The organism is Corynebacterium diphtheriae (assembly GCF_001457455.1).
GTDB classification, from domain to species: domain Bacteria; phylum Actinomycetota; class Actinomycetes; order Mycobacteriales; family Mycobacteriaceae; genus Corynebacterium; species Corynebacterium diphtheriae.
This window is the reverse complement of record NZ_LN831026.1, coordinates 1,828,028-1,847,919: the sequence shown is the minus strand read 5'-3', so window position 1 is coordinate 1,847,919 and position 19,892 is coordinate 1,828,028. Positions and strand designations below refer to the sequence as shown.

19 protein-coding genes, 3 tRNA genes and 1 pseudogene are annotated in these 19,892 nt (G+C 55.8%); 11 read left to right on the top strand and 12 right to left on the bottom strand.

Translation table 11 applies throughout. The features are described 5' to 3' along the window. Nucleotides 1-29 precede the first annotated feature (29 nt). Complete coding sequence (gene acpS, locus AT687_RS08870) at nt 30-413, top strand: holo-ACP synthase AcpS (protein WP_003852597.1); 384 nt, start codon at nt 30-32, stop codon at nt 411-413. Here the strand turns inward: acpS and AT687_RS08865 are convergent. After that, on the bottom strand, nt 410-1,054 hold the full coding sequence (locus AT687_RS08865) for a TetR/AcrR family transcriptional regulator (RefSeq protein ID WP_003852595.1): 645 nt from the start codon (nt 1,052-1,054) through the stop codon (nt 410-412). The genes acpS and AT687_RS08865 overlap by 4 nt on opposite strands. Then, the gene (gene bcp / locus AT687_RS08860) at nt 1,055-1,528 is read right to left on the bottom strand and encodes a thioredoxin-dependent thiol peroxidase (protein WP_010935369.1); all 474 of its coding nucleotides are present in this window, start codon (nt 1,526-1,528) and stop codon (nt 1,055-1,057) included. Nucleotides 1,529-1,616: 88 nt separating this feature from the next. Between bcp and AT687_RS08855 the strand changes: the two genes are divergently transcribed. Both AT687_RS08855 and AT687_RS08850 read left to right on the top strand, forming a co-directional pair. Next, the gene (locus AT687_RS08855) at nt 1,617-1,892 is read left to right on the top strand and encodes a DUF3618 domain-containing protein (RefSeq protein ID WP_003852591.1); all 276 of its coding nucleotides are present in this window, start codon (nt 1,617-1,619) and stop codon (nt 1,890-1,892) included. Nucleotides 1,893-1,904: 12 nt separating this feature from the next. Further along, entirely contained in the window at nt 1,905-2,210 is a 306-nt protein-coding gene (locus tag AT687_RS08850) for an antibiotic biosynthesis monooxygenase family protein (RefSeq protein WP_010935368.1), read from the top strand. 3 nt (nt 2,211-2,213) lie between these two features. Here AT687_RS08850 and AT687_RS08845 read toward each other — a convergent pair whose 3' ends face one another. Together AT687_RS08845 and AT687_RS08840 are read right to left on the bottom strand one after the other, a co-directional pair. Beyond that, nucleotides 2,214-2,663 carry a cysteine hydrolase family protein gene (locus AT687_RS08845; RefSeq protein WP_014302249.1) on the bottom strand — a complete coding sequence of 150 codons (450 nt, stop codon included), beginning with the start codon at nt 2,661-2,663 and terminating at the stop codon, nt 2,214-2,216. Nucleotides 2,664-2,798: 135 nt separating this feature from the next. Further along, a pseudogene (locus AT687_RS08840) lies at nt 2,799-3,369 on the bottom strand (transposase); the annotation flags it as partial. A 1,090-nt stretch (nt 3,370-4,459) separates the two neighbouring features. Here AT687_RS08840 and AT687_RS08835 point away from each other — a divergent pair. Beyond that, entirely contained in the window at nt 4,460-4,984 is a 525-nt protein-coding gene (locus AT687_RS08835; protein WP_021335152.1) for a hypothetical protein, read from the top strand. A 401-nt stretch (nt 4,985-5,385) separates the two neighbouring features. Here AT687_RS08835 and AT687_RS08830 read toward each other — a convergent pair. After that, nucleotides 5,386-5,458 (bottom strand) — tRNA-Lys (locus AT687_RS08830). Between the two features lie 204 nt (nt 5,459-5,662). Between AT687_RS08830 and AT687_RS08825 the strand changes: the two genes are divergently transcribed. After that, the gene (locus AT687_RS08825; RefSeq protein ID WP_014319267.1) at nt 5,663-6,916 is read left to right on the top strand and encodes a L,D-transpeptidase; all 1,254 of its coding nucleotides are present in this window, start codon (nt 5,663-5,665) and stop codon (nt 6,914-6,916) included. On the opposite strand, the gene AT687_RS08820 is transcribed toward AT687_RS08825, so the two are convergent. The 5 genes from AT687_RS08820 to AT687_RS08800 form a co-directional block, all read right to left on the bottom strand. After that, nucleotides 6,917-7,747: a dihydrodipicolinate synthase family protein gene (locus AT687_RS08820; RefSeq protein ID WP_003852529.1), complete on the bottom strand. Its 831-nt coding sequence runs from the start codon at nt 7,745-7,747 to the stop codon at nt 6,917-6,919. A 55-nt stretch (nt 7,748-7,802) separates the two neighbouring features. Next, a tRNA-His gene (locus AT687_RS08815) sits at nt 7,803-7,875 on the bottom strand. A 49-nt stretch (nt 7,876-7,924) separates the two neighbouring features. Further along, complete coding sequence (gene orn, locus AT687_RS08810) at nt 7,925-8,557, bottom strand: oligoribonuclease (protein ID WP_014319266.1); 633 nt, start codon at nt 8,555-8,557, stop codon at nt 7,925-7,927. Nucleotides 8,558-8,575: 18 nt separating this feature from the next. Beyond that, nucleotides 8,576-9,376: a mycolate reductase gene (cmrA, locus tag AT687_RS08805; protein WP_014309481.1), complete on the bottom strand. Its 801-nt coding sequence runs from the start codon at nt 9,374-9,376 to the stop codon at nt 8,576-8,578. Between the two features lie 59 nt (nt 9,377-9,435). After that, nucleotides 9,436-10,467 (bottom strand): MDR family oxidoreductase, encoded by a 1,032-nt coding sequence (locus tag AT687_RS08800; protein ID WP_014309480.1) that lies wholly within the window; start codon nt 10,465-10,467, stop codon nt 9,436-9,438. Between the two features lie 96 nt (nt 10,468-10,563). Here AT687_RS08800 and AT687_RS08795 point away from each other — a divergent pair. Together AT687_RS08795 and AT687_RS08790 are read left to right on the top strand one after the other, a co-directional pair. After that, a tRNA-Arg gene (locus tag AT687_RS08795) sits at nt 10,564-10,637 on the top strand. 233 nt (nt 10,638-10,870) lie between these two features. Continuing rightward, nucleotides 10,871-12,076, top strand: coding sequence for an MFS transporter (locus AT687_RS08790; protein WP_014319265.1), 1,206 nt, complete (start codon nt 10,871-10,873; stop codon nt 12,074-12,076). Between the two features lie 31 nt (nt 12,077-12,107). On the opposite strand, the gene AT687_RS08785 is transcribed toward AT687_RS08790, so the two are convergent. Both AT687_RS08785 and AT687_RS08780 read right to left on the bottom strand, forming a co-directional pair. After that, nucleotides 12,108-12,308 carry a YbdD/YjiX family protein gene (locus AT687_RS08785; protein ID WP_003852501.1) on the bottom strand — a complete coding sequence of 67 codons (201 nt, stop codon included), beginning with the start codon at nt 12,306-12,308 and terminating at the stop codon, nt 12,108-12,110. A 20-nt stretch (nt 12,309-12,328) separates the two neighbouring features. Then, nucleotides 12,329-14,614: a carbon starvation CstA family protein gene (locus AT687_RS08780; RefSeq protein WP_014308617.1), complete on the bottom strand. Its 2,286-nt coding sequence runs from the start codon at nt 14,612-14,614 to the stop codon at nt 12,329-12,331. Between the two features lie 226 nt (nt 14,615-14,840). Here AT687_RS08780 and AT687_RS08775 point away from each other — a divergent pair, with 226 nt between their 5' ends. The 4 genes from AT687_RS08775 (at nt 14,841) to AT687_RS08760 (ending at nt 19,887) form a co-directional block, all read left to right on the top strand. Then, nucleotides 14,841-16,877 carry a bifunctional copper resistance protein CopD/cytochrome c oxidase assembly protein gene (locus AT687_RS08775; RefSeq protein ID WP_010935348.1) on the top strand — a complete coding sequence of 679 codons (2,037 nt, stop codon included), beginning with the start codon at nt 14,841-14,843 and terminating at the stop codon, nt 16,875-16,877. A gap of 183 nt (nt 16,878-17,060) precedes the next feature. After that, nucleotides 17,061-17,549 carry a single-stranded DNA-binding protein gene (locus tag AT687_RS08770; RefSeq protein WP_010935347.1) on the top strand — a complete coding sequence of 163 codons (489 nt, stop codon included), beginning with the start codon at nt 17,061-17,063 and terminating at the stop codon, nt 17,547-17,549. 97 nt (nt 17,550-17,646) lie between these two features. Continuing rightward, the gene (gene ettA, locus AT687_RS08765; protein WP_014319264.1) at nt 17,647-19,317 is read left to right on the top strand and encodes an energy-dependent translational throttle protein EttA; all 1,671 of its coding nucleotides are present in this window, start codon (nt 17,647-17,649) and stop codon (nt 19,315-19,317) included. A 126-nt stretch (nt 19,318-19,443) separates the two neighbouring features. Continuing rightward, nucleotides 19,444-19,887 (top strand): acyl-CoA thioesterase, encoded by a 444-nt coding sequence (locus AT687_RS08760; RefSeq protein WP_010935345.1) that lies wholly within the window; start codon nt 19,444-19,446, stop codon nt 19,885-19,887. The last annotated feature ends 5 nt before the right edge of the window (nt 19,888-19,892 follow it).

The window sequence follows — 19,892 nt, the reverse complement described above, 5'->3', positions numbered from 1 at the left end:
GATCATAAAAGCGAGAAAAGGGAATGTGCATGATTGTTATTGGAACCGACATCGTGTGCATTCCCTCTTTTGCGCAGCAATTAGATCAGCCTGGTACGCAGTTTGACCGGGTGTTTTCGGCCCAAGAGTTACGTGTTGCGGCACGCTATCAGGGGCGGCGGCGTGCCGAGCATTTGGCGGGGCGGTGGGCTGCTAAGGAGGCGTTTGTTAAGGCGTGGTCGCAGTCGCTGTATGGCAAGCCGCCGGTGTTGGAGCACGTCGATTGGGCTGAGATCGAGGTGCAGCCGGACGCGTGGGGGCGGGTGCTGGTGGTGCCGCGTGGGGAGGTAGCGCGTGCTTGCGGAATTGAGTGCGCGCAGGTGAGTATCAGCCATGACGGAAATTACGCCATGGCGCAGTGCGTGCTGGGCTAAGCGGTGGCGACGGCGAAGAGGTAGGCCACGATCATCCGTTTGATTTCGGCTACGCGGGATTCGAATACCTCGTCGCTGGAAGTCGGGTCGTGCACAGCGTAGTTGAGTAGCGAGGATACGGTGTGCACCAGCAGGCTTGCGATTTCGAGGCGTTGTTCTGGGGTGGTGCGTGGCGCTAGGGGGCGCATGACATCGCCGATGATGTCGAGCATGGGTTGTTCGGTGGCGGCAGCGGTGGCGCGGGTCGCTGGGGTGGATTGGATCGCGTGCCATACGCTGCGTCTCGACGGATCCGCGCGCCACATCACCGAGAGGTGGTCGATGAACTCGTTGAGGAAGTCCGGCCATTGCAGGGCTGGGACTTGTTGGGAGAAACGCTGGATTTCCGCGATAGAGGCGGCGGTGTCGTGGCGGTCGAGTTCGCAGATCATCACGTACTTGTTGGCAAAGTACTGGTAGATGGTTCCGATGGGTACTTCGGCGCGTTTGGCTACTTCGTCGAAGGTGAATGACTCAAAGCCGACGTCAACAAGGACAGCGCGGGCAGCGGCGAGGATTCGGTCGAATTTTTCGCGACTGCGCTGCTGTGCTGGCCGCCTGCGCGGCAGGAGGATCTGGTTGGCGGAATCCGGCGTAGACATTTACTTGGTCAGTTCTTTAACCACGCGGGCCACGTGTCCGGTAGCACGCACATTGTAGAGGGCGAGTTCTATGCGACCGTCGGCACCGATCACAAAGGTAGAGCGGATGACTCCTTGAACAATTTTGCCGTAGTTTTTCTTCTCACCAAAAGCACCGTAGGCGGTCATGACTTCCTTGGTGGCATCGGAGAGCAGCGGGAAGGTGAGATCGTAGTCGTCGCGGAAGGCGGCGAGCTTATCTACCTTGTCGGGGGAGATACCTACCACGGCGATTCCGAGGTCGTTGAGCTGGGCGAGGCTGTCGCGGAAGTCGCAGGCTTCCTTGGTGCAGCCTGGGGTGTTGGCGCGTGGGTAGAAGTAGACCAGTACGCGCTGACCGGAGTAGTCGCTCAGGCTGGTGGTGGTGCCTGTATCGTTGGGTAAAGAAAAACTTGGCGCGGTGTCGCCGACGGCAAGACGAATGTTCTCAGTCATGGTTTCGAGGATACCGGCTCGACACGAAAGAATGATTTGGGGCTAAAGTGTAGGGGGACTATTCAACAAAACCTCAAGGAGTTTTACCGTGGCACGCGATATTAACGACATTCAGCGCGACATCGAACGTACTCGTCGTCAGCTAGCGAGCACCCTAGACGAGATCGCGGACCGCTCCAAGCCACAAAACTTTGTCGACGACGCCAAGAAGCAGGCAACCGCAAAAGTGCAGGAGCCAGAGGTACAAAAGATCCTTATTGGTATCGGTGCTGCTGTGGTGGGCTTGGTTGTTATCGGCGTCATGCGTGGCCGTAAGAAGAACAAGGACCTCAAGGAAATCCAGCGCCTGCTGGCTCAGCGCTAAAGGCGGCGTTGTATGAGCATTATCAAAATCAATGCGATTACGGTTCCGGAAGGCCATGGCCCGCAGCTAGAGGAGCGGTTTATGGGACGTAAGCATGCTGTGGATTCTGCCCCAGGTTTTGAGGGCTTCCAGCTGCTGCGTCCTACCGCTGGTGAGAGCCGCTATTTTGTGGTTACCCAGTGGGCTGATGAGGAATCCTATGCCGCGTGGCGTGATGGGGATGCCCGTCAGGTTCATGGTGGCAACTCCCACAGCAAGCCGATAGCAACCGACGCTGAGCTGCTGGAGTTCGACGTAGTGCTCGATTCACGCACCTAGCTCTTATTCGAATAACGCCCCGCACATGTCCATTTCGTTATAGGCAGCGCGGGCGTTGTCGTGTGATACGGCAGCGCAGAGTTTTTTGTGCACGTGCACATCAAATCCTTGGGCGAGTGCGTCTAACACGCTGGAGCGAATGCCGAGTTCGGTGCCAAGGCCTACAACGTCGAGGCGATCTATGTTGTTGGCACGGAGCCAGTCGCCGAGTTTGGTGCCGGTGGCATCTGTGCGCTCAAAAGCGGATAAGGCCTGGGTGGCGGGGTCTTTAATGAATTGATTGCCAAAGGTAGTACCGGCTAGCTCATCGGCGATAGTGCCTTGAAGAGCTACGATGACGTGGGAGTAGTCGCCGCGGTGCTGGCCGAGATGTAGGGCGATGGCGTGGGTGATCTCGGTGGCCTCGGGGGCAGGGGAGTTGGCGTGGATATCGATAATAAGAAGTGCATTCATGTGGCCCACTCTAGCAACGCATAGGCTTCAAGAAGCGTGTCAAGTTCTTGGTGGAAAAGAAGATAAATTTATCACTACTCCTGCAAAAGCAATTGATGACAAGAAACACGCCGCAGCTCCTAGTTAGAACAATTAAACCTCGCCGAGTCCGCGGGTTTTGAGGTCTTGGAAGAACCCGGTCCATGATTCCACGGATTCTGATGTGGCGACCTGCATTCCTAGTAGTTCGCGGTAGCCGTCGTTGTTGACGCCGGTAGCGATAAGCACGCTGGTTGTAACCACGCGTCCGCCCTCGCGGACTTTCATGGTCAATGCGTCACATGACAGGTAGTAGTACGGTCCAGAATCGAGTGGTCTGGTGCGAAAGTCGGCGACCATCATGTCGAGTTCTTTGGCCATGTCAGATACCTGCGATTTGGACAGGTTGCTAATACCTAGGGTGGCCACCAAGTCGTTCATCCTCCTCGTGGATACGCCCTTAAGGTAACGCGTCGCTATTACGGTGGTAAGCGCGCGCTCGTTGCGGGTGTTGGTGCGGGGATGCAGAAACGGTGGCGTAATCGGCGCCGCACACACTGTCAGCTTGGGTGGAGAGAATGTGGTTGATGAAATCACTAAGCATCTGCCGCATCAAGTCAGGGGAGGCCTGAGTGAGAAATTCTTCCAGATACGCGGTCGGGTCGATATGATGAGGGTCAGTGGCCATCGCGGGTTACTTCCTTTTCGAAGATAGGTAAGAGTTGATTCGAAAAGTACCCGCGATGGTCGCCTTGTTATGCACCGGCACGAGGCTTACCGCGGGTAACAGATACACCACACTAAAGGACGCAACCCGATTCAAATCGGAGGAATCTAAGGTGATCGCAGTTTCTTTGTAACTCTTGCGCAGAGTATGATGAGGCAATTCTGTTGTGAAATCAAAAGAGAAACGATTGTCTACGAAGTTTCTTTCAATTTCGAACTTGGAAAGCGTGTGCTCGTAAACAGCCGTGGCCTTCTCTGCAACAAACGGAACAGCTGCTAGTTGCCTTTTGCCAATTATGGAATCAACCTCAGATGTTACCTCGATATTTGCGTTTAGCGTCGCAACATCACTTGCTCCTATATAAGCGAGATTAGTGAAATTGAGGTTGTAAGTAAGAGTGTTGTTTTTGTTGGGCGTTTATTTGCAGGCCAAGAAGGCTTAACAGAGATTAGCTCAAATTGAGCACTTCAGCAGGAGATACGTCTTTGCACATGGTTACTTCATCTGCGCGGGATGCCGGTGTAACTGTGACGAAAGGAGGTGGCCGTCGCAAATGCGCAAAGCAGGGCTGCGGTGCGCTTGGTTGTTGTCTTCGGGGAGAGCTTCGTTGTGTCCTCTGTAGGTTAGGTAGATACGACAGATACACGAGTTAGGTGCAACTAACTATGCTTTTGATTGGGCAAGTTTAACTTTAAATTAGATATTAAAAAGAGTTTCCGCTATTAGCTTCGCTTGGGACCTATAAAATGGCACCCATTGATATGTTTACATGTATTTATACATTGAGTAAGCGTTTTTACTGCAATGGTTTGCGCGGTTTTCTCTGTGTGTGAATGAAATGCGGGTGGGGGGTTATCGTATTTTTCCAAACATAGTGCTTAACAGTGCTTAATCAGTTTTAAGTATTGGTGATGGTGTGTGTTGCTTGGTGGTAATGAGTTTTGGATGTGTCAATGGCAACGAACTAATAATGTGAAATGGCTTACTTTTGGGAGTTGGTGACGTATGGAGTGCTTCTTCGGAAGGAAAACGACCGATTTTAAGGGAAAACATGAGTGGTGACTTGGCTACATGGGTGGGTTCGCTGGGAACCGTCGGCACGCTAGTGGCGGCACTAATTCAATTAGCGCTCAGTGATCGTGCGCGTAGAAAAGAACAGCGGATAGCGCATGCGGCTTTAATTTCTGCATGGGTCATCGGAGAACATAAGCAAGAAACCTACGCAAAAATACAAAATGGCTCGCATGTGCCTATCTACAACATTGTGGTATCGCTAGTGATCCAAGCTGGGAGTGGGCCTACAAAAGGCGAAGATGTGAAGACGTCCCATAATAAAAACGCCTGTCATGTGCTTCCGCCTGGAACTCATGTGGTCAATATCGGAAGCGGTTGGGGAGGAATGTGTAGGCGGCCAGGAGTAGAGGTTGCATTCACGGATGCGAAAGGCCGACACTGGGTGCGCAGGTGCTCTGGGGAGTTGGAGCGCCTCAAGCACAATCCGATCCTTGAGATGGGTATTGCGCAACCCTTTATAGAATTCAAGGTGCTGCCCAGTGACTATCTGGAGCGGGGGTAGGTGGGGTAATTTTGGCCGTGACTTCACACCAAATCTGGTGAAAACCGGCTGTTTGGGGTGATTTGGTGTGAAGTGCTGGCCGTGGGTACCTAAGACGGGGGTGTGTCCTGTCGTTACCCCGTAACACCCTCGTGGCATCGACTTTCCATACCAAATCCGGTGAAAGCTGGCTCCATGGGGTGGTGTGGCATGAACTACGGCAGTGAGTGTCTAATGCGAGGTGGGGGCGATATCAAGGCAAGCATAAAGGGCCTTAAAGTCCTAGCGTGGAATGGTGGCGGTGCGTGTCGAAAAGAAGCGGGGCAGTGGTCTAGGATTGTGGCCGAGCGTGCTGGATGCTGTAAGATGCAAAATAACCCCAGCTAGTGGAAGTGGTGTTCCGTTCTAGCTGGGGTTTTCTGTGCGCCATCAGGGACTTGAACCCCGAACCCACTGATTAAGAGTCAGTTGCTCTGCCAATTGAGCTAATGGCGCTTCTTTGCTTTGCAGTCCCTCTGGGCTGCGTTGGCAACGGAGATAAATATAACGCGGTGCAAGAAATATGTAAAATCGCCTGCTCAGGGGCATATTTTTGGGGGTTTGTTTGTTGTTGTTTGTATAAAGGGGTGGTCGGTAACGCTCGGGGTGGGTTTGTTCGATAACGATGTAGCAACAAAGCGTCAGGTGACCTAGGTGGCAATGGCTCTAGAGCATAGGATGGAAACCTGTTGTCTTCGCGGGTTATGCGCGGTCGAACGGCTTAGTAATAAGAGAAGAGGGACAGTGGTGAGCAAGCGCTGTTATGTGCGGGTGGTCGCCCTAGTGGCGGGCCTCGCGCTCGGGGTAACGGGATGCACGATTGATTTGGCAAGCCCAGAAAAAGAACAAGCGGCCTCGACGACTGTAGAAAAGAAACCGGCACCCGTTGTGAGTGTGTCGGATGGGGCGTCCAAGGTAAACCCTGCGGACCCCGTGGTGGTGAAGTCCCTCGGCGAGGGTCTATCTGATGTCACCATGACCAACGAGAACGGCAAGGTCGTCGAAGGGGAGATGGCGGCCGACGCCCGTTCCTGGCGCACCGCCGAACCTCTTGGCTACTCGCGTAGCTATACCGTGGTGGCCACCGACCGTAACGGGGAGAAAACCACCACGGAGTTCACCACCGTGGTCCCCGACGGCCAAGCCTTCGCGTCGCTTGCGCCTCTCGACGGCGCCACCGTGGGCGTAGCCCAAGTCATCGCGCTGCGCTTCGACTACGTGGTCAACGACCGCAAGGCTGTTGAAGACGCCGTCAAAATCACCACCGAGCCGGCTGTAGAAGGCGCATTCTTCTGGATCAGCCCCTACGAGGTTCGCTGGCGCCCCGAACACTTCTGGGAGCCTGGCACCCAAGTCACTGTCAAAGCTGACCTCTACGGCAAAGACTTGGGCAATGGAATCTACGGCGACAATGACAACTCCGCCACCTTCGCCATCGGCGACCGCGTTGAGGCTGTAGCCGATGATGCCACCAAGACCATGGTGATCTACAAAAACGGCCAACAGGTCAACTCCATGCCCGTCTCCATGGGCGCCAACAAGTGGCCAACGCCAAACGGTATTTACACCATCGGCGACAAAAACCCCTCGCTAATCATGGACTCCGAAACCTACGGCCTAGCCCACAACGACGGTGGCTACCGCACAGAGGTGAAATTTGCCACGCAAATGTCCTACTCCGGCATCTACGTCCACGCAGCACCTTGGTCCGTGTGGGCGCAGGGGAGCAGCAACACCTCCCACGGCTGCATCAACGTGAGCACCGACAACGCCGCGTGGTTCCAGAACTACGTCAAACGAGGCGACATCGTCCGCGTACAAAACACCATCGGTGGCACCCTGAACGGCTACGACGGCCTCGGAGACTGGAACATCGACTGGGCAACGTGGAAGGCCGGCAACGCCAACGGTTAATTAATCCGCAATTGGTCCAAGAGGAAGACGACATGACCCCATGTTGATACCCTCTTGGGCCGATATTTTTTCTTTCAAGAACTGAATAGGGTGGTGGGCAAAGAGCTGGTCGATAAGCTCCTGCAACCGAGAACTGCTCTCATACTCTTCACCGTGGCGCAGCGCATTAAACCACGCCACTGTCTCCTCCGGTGCAATATTGCCCACGATAGACGACAAATACGTATAGCCATGCGCCACCTTCGCATGCAGATCCAACTCGCCACCGGCGTAATACCGCGCCCGAAACGGCGCAATCTCACGAGAAACCTCCGCCAACTTCGGCGCACCACCAGGATCCTTCACACCGATCACATCCGGCAGCATGCACAATTGCGCCAACGTACTAGCGCTAGCATCAAAACCCGTGCGCGCCGGATTGTTGTAAATAATCGCAGGTTTACCAGCCGTCTGAGTAATCGCAGTAACAAAACGACGCGCCTGGTCCTGAGTCGGACGAATATACGGTGGGAACCCCACCAAGATGGCGTCGATACGCTCGCACTGCGCCACCACCTGCGCTAAGCGCACCGCGTGACTTTGTCGAATCGCCGAAACACCAAAAATGATCTCCGCACCCTGTGGCCACTCAGCGCGATCCACCGCGCGGGCAAGCGCAATCTTCTCATCAAGATCAAGGCTATGTTGCTCACCCGTCGAACCACACAACATCACCGACTCAATCTGGTGATCCAGCAAATACTGCGCATGGGCCAACGTGGCAGAAATATTCAACGACTCATCCGCATAAAACGCGGTCGGAACGGCAACATGAACCTTGGCATTGATCATTGGGGCAGTATAGCGAAAACCCCCGAGCCATAAATACTCGAGGGTTTTCAATCGGGGTGGCTGACGGGGCTCGAACCCGCGACACCCAGGATCACAACCTGGTGCTCTACCAGCTGAACTACAGCCACCATTTGCTGCTTGCTTAAGCAACGGTGACAATATTAACCCACAAACCGATTATTGCAAAAACTGCTGGTAAGAGGCTGTTGCATCGGCCTTAGCGGCCTCTGCATCTTCAGCAGTTGGATCGCTAATAAGCCACGCGCGACGGTAATAATCCAACTCACGAATCGACTCCACAATATCCGCCAACGCGCGATGCGCCATCCCCTTATCAGGCTGATTAAAATACACACGCGGCGCCCAACGGCGCGACAACTCCTTCAACGAAGACACATCCACCATGCGGTAATGCAACGCCTTGTCCAACCGCGGCATCTGAGCACGAATAAACGAACGATCCGTCGCAATCGAATTACCCGCCAACGGCGCCGGATGCTCCGGATCGCAATGCTGCGCAATCAACGCCAACACCGCATCCTCTGCCTCCCGCAAAGAAACAGTCGAAGCCTTAATCTCCTCCAACAGGCCAGACGACGTATGCATCGTGGTCACAAAGTCATCCATCTCGGCCAACTGCTCAGGCGTAGCATGAACCACCAGATCCACGCCCTCGCCGATTATGTTGAGATCCGCATCCGTAATAAGCGCAGCAGCCTCCACAATGACATGGCGATCCAACTCAAGGCCAGTCATCTCAAGGTCAATCCACACTAAACGATCATTTTTCGGGTGAACAGTTTCTACCATGTCGATAACGCTACCCCTCTACGCCATCTTGGCGTAGAACCACCCCATCACAGGCGCCAACACGGCCGTAGGTGCCACCAACGACACCACATTCATCATCTTCGACAGAGGCCCTGGCACCACACGACGCCTATTCGACGCCATCGCCTCCAACGTTTCCCTCGAACAAGACTCATAGGTCGTCCACAAGAAATCCGGCACAACGCGATCCACAATCGACTTCTCCGCATCCGGAATCACAGCCTCACGCACCGGCCCCGGCGCCAACAACGTACACGTCACCCCCGACTTCCGCAGTTCATAATGCAACGCCTCCGTAAACGCATTCACCCCCGCCTTAGTTAACACATACGTCGCATTATTCGGAATCGGCACATTGCCCGCAGCCGAGCCTACATTACAAATCGCCCCCGACTTCCGCGCCACCATCCCCGGCAACACCGCATGAGTGAGTTCAAAAACCGCCCGAGCATTCAAATCAAACTGCTTCGACTCATACTGCCAATCCTGATCCATAAACGGGCCAAAACTAGCAATACCGGCGGAATTAACAATGATGTTGACCTCACGGCCCTGCAACTCCGCAACAAGACCACGCAAATCATCAGCATCAGCCAAATCACACGGGTACACCTCAGCCACCACGCTGTGGTCAGCCATCAACTGATCCGCCAACTCGCGCAGCACATCCTCGCGCCGAGCAACCAACAACACATTATGGCCCATCCGCGCCAAATCCCGAGCCATCGCACGTCCAATACCTTGACTAGCGCCCGTAACAACAGCAAACGCATGAACAGATGGAGAAGGAAGAGCCATGATGCCTCCGAAAAAGTCGAGGATGTAGGAAAGATAGAACTCTCCCACATCCTACGGACTTACTCAGCGTCTGGGTTAACAACCACCACAGTGCGACCATGGCGCTCATTGCGCAACAACTGCGCACCCGCCTCAATCACACCATCAAGACCCACCGTTGTTGTAAGCGACTCCAACACGGAGACGTCGATAGTCTCTGCCAACAGCGCCCAAGCCTCCTCGCGTAATGCCAACGGTGCATTCACCGAATCCACGCCCACCAAGGACACACCACGCAAAATAAACGGCAACACCGTGCCTGGAAGATCCGGACCCTGCGCAAGGCCACACGCAGTAACAATGCCACCCCACATCGTCTGCGCACACGCATTAACCAACGTATGCGAACCAACACAATCCACCACGCCCGCATACACAGCCTTCTGCAGCGGCTTCGACTTCTCGCTCAACGTGGCACGATCAATCACCTCACCAGCGCCCAGCGCCCGCAAATAGTTACCATGCTCTTCCACACGGCCTGTCGACGCCACAATCGAATACCCGCGCTGCGCCAACAAATGCACCGCAATAGAACCCACGCCACCTGTAGCACCCGTCACCAAAATCGGACCATCCTCCGGCTTCACGCCATGTTTAATCAGCGCATTCACGCACAGCGCAGCCGTGTAGCCGGCCGTACCAATCGCGGCAGCCTGACGCATCGAAAACGCAGCCGGCAACGCAACCGTAGCCTCCGAATGCAACCGCTGCTGAGCGGTATAACCACCATGGCGGAACTCGCCTAGGCCCTCACCATTAGCAACAACCTTGTCGCCCACAGCAAAACGATCCGAAGCCGACTCCACCACAACGCCCACGGCATCAATGCCTGGAACCAGCGGGAACGTGCGCGCAACACCACGGTTGCCCTCCAAAGCCATGCCGTCCTTGAAATTCAACGACGAGAACGCGACATCAATTAGCACGTCGCCGTCATTAACATGCGAAGCGTCTGCCGCAACCAGCTGAGTAGAAATCTCACCGGACTCTGAACGAGTGACAAGGACAGAACGAGAAGAAGAATTAGACATAGCACCCAAAGTAGCGAACACTGTGCCCCAATGCACTAATTAATACTGTGATATATCTGGCGCAGATACCGCGAGTTTTCACTACTCCCAACACCGTAGTAAGATACCCACAGCAATGCCTCCATAGCTCAGTGGATTAGAGCAGTCGGCTTCTACCCGATTGGTCGCGGGTTCGAATCCTGCTGGGGGCACTCTAGCCCTAAAAATTAGGGCGTTAACCGGTGTTCTGTTGTACAGGGCGCCGGTTTTGCATTCGGGGAAGGGGAGCGCTGCTCGTCTCCTCGAACTCATGACACCGAAAACCCAAGAACGATGTGTGACAGGCACAAGGGTGTTCCTTGGGTTTGCGTAGTCTTGGATTCGAGGAGGCGAAAACGATTGCCTAAAAGCACCCGCCCCCGCCACAGTCCTAGGATAAAGACTTATGGCTAACCAACAACTGAATGCCCGAAAATTCATCTGGTCCAATGGGCTGCAAAACATTGGCGACCAGATCGTCGCCGCCAAAACGGTGCTGCCGTGGCTGCTACACGCAGCAGGCGCGTCGGGATTTTTCATTGCACTGTTGGTTCCAGTGCGAGAAGCCGGCTCAATGCTGCCCCAAGCAGCACTCACACCTTGGGTAGTGGGCAAACCACAGCGCAAAACCATCTGGGTCATGGGGGCGGTGGGGCAGGCAGCGGCAGCGGCAGGACTGGCGATAGCTGCGGCACTGCTACAGGGGACGTCGTTAGCCGTGGCGGTGATCGTGCTGCTAGCGGGACTGTCGCTGGCGCGCTCGCTGACGTCGATAGCCTCGAAAGATGTGCAAGGTCGCGTGGTGCCCAAAGGCTCGCGTGGCCTGGTAACCGGCAAAGCGACCGCGCTCGGCGGTGCCGCCTCCTTGATCGTGGGAGCCGCACTGTGGCTGCTGCGCGAGCATATCACCCAAACCGTGATCGTGGGACTCATCGTGCTTGCAGCGCTCGCATGGCTCGTAGCAGCGCTGGTGTTTCACACGATAACCGAGCCAGAGGAACAAACGCACACCCAATCCACAAACTGGTGGAGTGACACTTGGCAGCTATTCGTGGACGACAAAGACTTCCGCCTATTCGTGATCGTGCGTGCTTTCTTACTCGTCAGCGCCCTGTCTACTTCCTTCATCGTGGTGCTGAGCAACCAAGAAGGAGCCTCACTCGGCGGGCTCGGCGTATTCATGCTGGCATCAGGGCTATCGGCGCTGGTAGGCGGGCGAATCTCCGGCGTATGGTCCGACTACTCCTCACGAGCAGTAATGAGCTACGGTGCGCTAGCAAGTTCCATCGTGGTTCTGGTGATCGTAGCGTGCTCTTGGTGGGCGCCCAGCGCACTCAACGTGTGGCTGTTCCCGCTGAGCTTCTTCGTAGTCAATGTGGTTCACACCGGAATCCGTGTGGCGCGCAAAACCTACATCGTGGATATGGCCGAAGGTGATCAACGCACCCGCTACGTCGGCGCGGCCAACACGCTCATGGGCGTGATTTTGCTTATCGTCGGCGTGATCTCCGGTGCTATCGCACACTGGGGTCCACAACCAGCACTACTGTTCCTAGCGGCCATCGGGCTTGCAGGAGCTGCAACGTCGCACAAGCTTAAAGACGTGGAATAAGAAAAACGACCCACAATGTGGGTCGTTTTTGTTAGCAGCAGCGCGATCCAGGATTGGTTTCCTGATCCGCCCACCGTTTGTGCCAGTATTCACGTTCGGTGGGGATCGGGCAGCCAGGGTGATGGCGCTTGAGGTGGGCTACATATTTTTCGTAGTCTTTTTCGCCAAGGACCTCACCCCAATACCTCACAGGGGCAGTAATCCATCGTGCGATTGTGGCTAATGCGTTCATAGTGGCCCAACCTTTATTACTTAGTGGTGATGATGTCCGTGCGATGACGGTGGCTCGTACTCGTTCCATGCGGCAACAAGTACCTTCTCAGCATCCGTGGCACCCAGCGACGATGGGGCAAAGAATGCGGACTCGTGGAATGGTTCCTCCGACGATGGTACGTCGATTCCACGGCTGCGTTGCAAGATCGCGGTGATACAGGCGCGAGCAGCAGCGATAAGAACCACGATGACAAGGCCGGCGAACAGTACGGACAAGAATCCCTGAACAGCCGTGTTACGAACAACAGCCTCCATAGCCTCGGTGGACTTAGCGGTACCGAAGGTGGTCTTGCCCTCAGCGAGCGCATCCTTGTAACGGTTGTGCTGTGCCCAGTAGCCGATCTTCGGATTGTCGGAGAAGATCTTCTGCCACGAGGCGGTCATGGTGACGATCACGTCCCATACCAGTGGAACACCTGGGATCCAGGCCCACTTGTACAGGCCCTTCTTGACTACGACGACCAGCACGAGCGAGAGTGCAATAGCTGCGAGCAGCTGGTTAGCAATACCGAACAGCGGGAACAAGACGTTAATGCCGCCTAGTGGATCGGTCACACCCATGATGAGGATGGAACCCCAGAGAGCACAGACCAAGATGGTGGAGATCCAGTGGCCGAAGGTCCAGCTTGGGTCGGCGAACTTCTTAAGCCCTGGGACGTTTGCCAAGGTGTCGGTCATCATGAAGCGGGCCACGCGGGTACCAGCGTCCACGGTGGTGAGGATGAAGAGTGCCTCGAACATGATGGCAAAGTGGTACCAGAAGGACTGCATGCCGGGGTGGCCGATGATGTCGGTCAGGATCTGCGACATACCGAACGCCAGGGTAGGCGCGCCACCGGTACGGGAAATGATGGTGTGTTCGCCCACTGCTTCTGCGGCCTGCGTGAGAGCGTCGGCAGTAATGCCAGAACCGGGCAGGCCAAGGCTGTTAACAAAGTCGGCAGCCTGCTGTGGATCCAGTGCGGTTAGGGTAGCGGGGGAGTTCATCACGAAGTACATGTGGCGGTCGATCACCACGGCGGTGATCAAAGCCATGATGGCCACGAAGGATTCCATCAGCATGGAGCCGTAGCCGATCATGCGCATTTGGGATTCCTTCTCAATCAGCTTCGGGGTGGTACCCGCGGAGATCAACGCGTGGAAGCCGGAAAGTGCACCACAGGCGATGGTAATGAACAGGAATGGGAAGAGGTTACCTGCGAACACTGGGCCGTCGCCGGTGTGGGCGAAGGTGGTCACAGCGGGCATGTGAACGTCTGGGTGATCCACCACGATGGCGATGGCCAGCAGGCCAATCACGCCGACCTTCATAAAGGTAGATAGGTAATCGCGAGGCGCAAGCAGCAGCCACACAGGCAAGATGGCGGCGACGATACCGTAGCCGATCAAGACCCACGCCAAGGTGAGCTTGGACCATGTGAACCATTCCACGCCCCAGTCGGTGGAGGCTACCCAACCACCGGAGATGATGGCCAGCAGCAGGAGAACAACGCCGATAACGGAGACTTCAGTAACGCGGCCTGGGCGCAGGTAGCGCATGTATAGGCCCATGAAGATGGCGATCGGGATGGTCATGGAGATGGAGAACACGCCCCATGGGGAATCGGCCAACGCGTTGACCACAACGAGTGCCAGCACGGCGATGATAATCACCATGATGGTAATCACGGCGAGGATACCGGCGGCACCACCTACGGTGCCCATTTCGTCGCGAATCATCTGGCCGAGTGAGCGGCCGCGGCGGCGAGTTGATACCCACAGCACGAGGTAGTCCTGCACAGCGCCAGCGAAGATCACGCCGAGCACGATCCACAGGGTGCCAGGGAGATAGCCCATCTGAGCTGCCATAACTGGGCCGACGAGGGGGCCGGCGCCGGCGATGGCGGCGAAGTGGTGTCCGAACAGCACGCGGCGGTCGGTGGGAACGAAGTCTTGGCCGTCGTTGATGTATTCGGCGGGGGTGGCGCGGTCGTCGCGAGGCTTGACCACCTTGTATTCAATGAGGCGACCCCAGAAGGAGTAGGCGATGAAGTAAGAGCCCACTGCTGCGAAGACGATCCAGACGGCGTTGATTGTTTCGCCTCGGGCAAAGGCGATCATGCCCCAGCCGGCGGCGGCGAACAAGGCGATGATGATGAAGGTGATGCGTGCTTTGAGCGACATTGGTCGCTTGTCGTCTACGCCCACGGGGAGGGGCACCTTGGAGGACTCGATGTAGTCCACGCCTGGTGGTGGAGGGGTGAGGGTTGGTACAGGATTGCTCATGTCGGTGTTCCTTGTGTACAGGTCCAGGGATGAGAGATGACAACTACAGTAAATGTGATAACCACTTACCGCGCATACCTTTAGAGACTAAAGCAATAATTTTATGCATGTAGTAATTCCAGTCACTTAGGTACGTATATCCAGCATGAGATAACTCATAGGGCGATAAGTTGCATTCGCGCCTCTACTAGGGGTAAACAGTGTTCAAGATATAGGCTTGGGAGTTATGTCAGAACCGGTATCGCGTCAAGTTCGAAGCACTTGGCCGCTCTACGTGATGTTTTTCGTGGTCGCGGGTATGGTCGGTGCCCTCATCTCGTGGGGATTCCTCAGCGAATCACTCGCAGCACTCGGCATTCCCGACCCAGGCCCCATTACAACCGCAGGCCTGCCATTCTTGCGCGCCGGGGGATGGATGCTCATAGCTCTTGCCACGGGATCCTTTATGGCGTCGACGTTTTTCATCTCGCCGCGTCCGGCACCGAAGCTTATCGACGCTACCCTCACCGTCGACGGACACATCGCCGCCCGCACCGGTTCCATGTCGCTGCTCTCATTCGCAGCCATCGCCATCGTGATGATTCCGCTCGTACTTTCCGACGTCTCCGGCCAGCCGTTTTCCCTAGCAGTCCAGCCCGTTAACTGGCCTAACGCTATCGAAAAAGTGCCAGCAGCGCTGGCATGGCTGTGCACCGCGATCATCTCTGCTGTAGTGGGCACAGCCTCGTTGCGCTCGCAGCGGTGGAAGAGCCAACCCGTGTGGTTTATCGGAGCAATAGCAGCCATCGTGCCCCTTGGCTTGGAGGGGCACTCCGCTGCAGGTGGCGACCACGACTACGGCACCAACTCGCTTCTGTGGCACCTCCTATTTATGTTGCTGTGGGTCGGCGGGCTCATGGGACTGATCGCACACGGGCGTCGTCTAGGCGTAGACCTCGCCACTGCTGTCCGGCGCTATTCTCACGTAGCACTGTGGGCAATTATTGCTATGACCCTATCAGGCCTGATCAACGCCGCTATACGCGTGCGTCTAGAAGATCTGCTGACGTCTGGATACGGCCGGATGATTGTGGTCAAAGCAGTACTTACTATTGTGCTCGCCCTGTTTGGATTCGCACACCGCAGCATCACCATCAAGGAACTAGAACGAAGTGCTAGCGGCGCACCATTTATCAGACTCGCCATCGCAGAGCTCGTGGTCATGGCGGCGATTATCGGTGTGGCTATTTCGCTGGGACGCACCCCGCCACCGCCGCCACGTGTTATTGATCTGACCCCCATGGCGCTGGAGATGGGCTACACCCTGACCAAAGCGCCCACCGTATGGAACGTGTGGACCACCTGGCGTTTCGACATCATGTTCACAACCATCGGCATCCTCATGACCGTCGCCTACATCATGGGCGTGCGCACCCTCAAAGCCCGCGGCGAATCATGGAAACCCATGCGCACCTTCTGGTTCCTCCTCGGCTCGGTAGGACTAGCACTGAGCATGAGCTCCGGTGTAGGCCTCTACATGCCAGCCATGTTCTCCATGCACATGGTCACTCACATGGTGCTGTCCATGGTCATCCCAGTGTTCTTGGTGCTCGGTAACCCCTTCGAACTCGCATTAGCTGCACTACCGCAGGGGACGTCGCAACGCCCCGGCGCGCGCGAGTGGCTGGAAGTGTTCCTCAACTCCACCACGTTGCGTATCCTCATGCACCCAGCGCTGAACACGATCCAGTTCATTACGATCTTCTACCTGCTGTATGTGACTCCTTGGTACAACGTGATGGTGTCTGAGCACGCAGGGCATTTGTCCATGAACTTTGTGTTCTTACTTTCTGGATACATCTATTACTGGGAGATGATCGGCGGAGACCCCAAGCCGGTATACAACTCGGTGATCAAGAGGTTGTCGTGGCTGATTTTCTCCATGCCCTTCCACCTGTATTTTGGTGTGTACCTTATGCAGCTCTCGCAGATCTTGGCGGAGGACTTCTACTCGCAGCTCGACCTGCCGTGGGCAGTGGATCTTATGCACGATCAAAATGTTGGTGGCGGAATCGCGTGGGCCTCGGGTTCCTTCCCGCTGATCGTGGTGTTTGGCACCTTGTTTATTCAGTGGCTGCAAGAAGATAGGAAAGAAGAAGCCGAGATTGAGCAGCGCGTGGAAAACCACGAGGATGATGATTTTGATGCCTATAACGAGATGCTTGCGCGGATGAATTCTGGGCGTCAAGACGCGGTGTCTGATTACCACAATCGCGAATTTTAGGCAGAACCGGTACTGAGAATCTGTGGATAACTCCCGTAACAGGCAAGGGGGAGGGGAAGTTATCCACAGATTTTGGTGTTTCTGGGGTCAGGCGGTGGCGGCTTGTAGGAGTAGGGGCGCACGATGAGCGCAGACCGACTGTTAGGACACGCCTAGTCGGCATAAATAACAAGGGGGAATATCATGCATATTCAAAGCACCATCGTGGGCAACCTCACCGGGGAACCCTCGCTGCGCAAGGCGGGGACCAGCATGGTGGCGTCGTTTCGGATCGCTGCAAGTAGGCGCATTTTGCGCACCAACCAGACCGCTGATTCTGAAAGCCGCCCAGAGGACAAATGGGTCGATGCCGACTCGCTGTATATTGACGTGGAATGTTGGGGGCAGCTTGCCGCTAATGTGAAAACCACGCTGTGTAAAGGGCGGCCGGTGATCTGCACGGGGTATTTGATCACGCAGTCGTGGGTGGATAAGGATTCGGGGGCATCGCGGTCAAAGATTGTGTTTAAGGCCAACTCTGTGGGGTTGGAGTTGTCGCGGTATTGTGCGTCGTCACGCAAGAGCGTGGAAAACGACGTCCACGAGGCGCCAGGGTTGCATGCGCCAGTGGCGGGAGCCGAGCCTAGCTTTGACGACGAAACCTCCAGCGAGGAGGCGGTAGCACCGTTCTAAGGGGGCGCGCGGGTTGTTCGGGGCGCAAATGTTGCTACAGTGATGTACCCTTTGACGTGACTTCACATCTACAAGAAACATTAAGGGGAACATCACTGTGGGCGAATTCATCTACACGATGAAAAACGTGCGCAAGGCTATCGGCGAGAAGCTGATCCTTGACAATGTGACCATGGCTTTTTATCCAGGTGCCAAGATTGGTGTCGTGGGCCCCAACGGCGCGGGTAAGTCGTCGATCCTAAAGATCATGGCAGGCCTCGACCAGCCATCTAACGGCGAGGCCTTCCTAGACCCAGGTGCCACCGTGGGTATCCTGCTCCAGGAGCCACCGCTCAATGAGGAAAAGACTGTTCGCGGCAACGTGGAAGAAGGCTTGGGCGGCATCTTTGAAAAGAAGCAGCGCTTCGAGCAGATCGCCGAGGAAATGGCGACCAACTACACCGACGAGCTCATGGAAGAAATGGGCAGGCTCCAAGAAGAGCTCGACCACGCCGACGCATGGGAAATCGACTCCAAGATTGACCAGGCTTTGGAAGCTCTGCGCTGCCCACCATCCGACGAACCAGTAACCCACCTTTCCGGTGGTGAGCGCCGCCGCGTGGCACTAGCAAAGCTGCTCCTTTCCGAGCCTGACCTTTTGCTTCTCGACGAGCCCACCAACCACCTCGATGCGGAATCCGTGCAGTGGTTGGAAAAGCACCTCGCTGACTACAAGGGTGCCGTCTTGGCCGTTACCCACGACCGTTACTTCCTCGATCACGTTGCTGGCTGGATCTGTGAGGTCGACCGCGGCAAGCTCTACCCATACGAGGGCAACTACTCCACCTACTTGGAAACAAAGGCTGCTCGTTTGGAAGTTGCTGGCAAGAAGGACCAGAAGTTGCAAAAGCGCCTGAAGGAAGAACTCGCATGGGTTCGTTCCGGCGCCAAGGCTCGCCAGGCTAAGAACAAGGCTCGTCTGCAGCGCTATGAGGAGATGGCTGCCGAGGCCGAGCAGTACAAGAAGCTCGACTTCGAAGAAATCCAGATCCCAACGCCACCACGCTTGGGTAACCAAGTTGTTGAGGTAGAGCACCTTGATAAGGGCTTTGATGGTCGCGTATTGATCAAGGATCTTTCCTTCACCCTGCCACGCAACGGCATTGTTGGTGTGATCGGCCCGAACGGTGTGGGTAAATCCACGCTGTTTAAGACCATCGTTGGCTTGGAGCAGCCAGACGGTGGCGAGGTTAAGGTTGGCCAGACGGTGAAGCTGAGCTACGTTGACCAGAACCGTGAGAACATCGACCCCGAAAAGACCGTGTGGGAAGTTGTTTCCGATGGCTTGGATTACATCCACGTTGGTCAAAACGAAATGCCATCGCGTGCATACCTGTCTGCTTTCGGCTTCAAAGGCCCAGATCAGCAAAAGCCTTCTAAGGTTCTCTCCGGTGGTGAACGCAACCGCCTGAACCTTGCGCTGACCTTGAAGCAGGGCGGCAACTTGATCCTGCTTGACGAGCCAACCAACGACCTTGACGTGGAAACCTTGGGTTCCTTGGAAAACGCGTTGCAGAAGTTCCCTGGTTGTGCCGTGGTCATCTCCCACGACCGTTGGTTCTTGGACCGCACCTGTACCCACATCCTCGCGTGGGAAGGCAACGTTGCAGAAGGCCAGTGGTTCTGGTTCGAGGGCAACTTCGAGGATTATGAAAAGAACAAGGTCGAGCGCCTCGGTGCCGATGCGGCACGCCCATCGCGCGTGACACACCGCAAGCTCACCCGCTAGCGTGACGCACCAAGCCACCTCGGCGTTTTTCCGAGGTGGCTTTTGTGTTTTAGGTAACACGCTGGTCTAGATACTATTGTGGACTAAACGACTTTTAGGATTGTAGAAAGTACACGGCAAATTTCAATGAGCACTGAATCTTCCCACCAAGTTCACACCGCTACCGTCCCTGTTCGCTGGACGGATTTTGACCGCTTTGGTCACGTGACAAACTCCGCCTATGTGGACCTCGCCCAAGAGGCTCGCACTGTGTGGGCAAATGACAACTTTGCTGTCAAGGGACACCAGATTCCCGCCGTCTTTGTCCGTCACATCGAAGTGGACTATCTTCGCCCCATCATGCCGAGCACCTCGCAGGTAGTGGTAGAAACCGAAGTTGTGCATATCGGCAACACATCCTTTACCACCCGCCAGCACCTTAAAGACGGCGAAGGCCACGTATGCGCCACCGTTATCGCTGTTCAGGTAGCCGTGGACATGTTGACCACACGGCCACGTGCCATTGCCGCCCACGAGCTCCAAGTACTCACACAGTTTGCGGCCTCGACACAACAGGAGTCCGAGCAGTAGCTTTG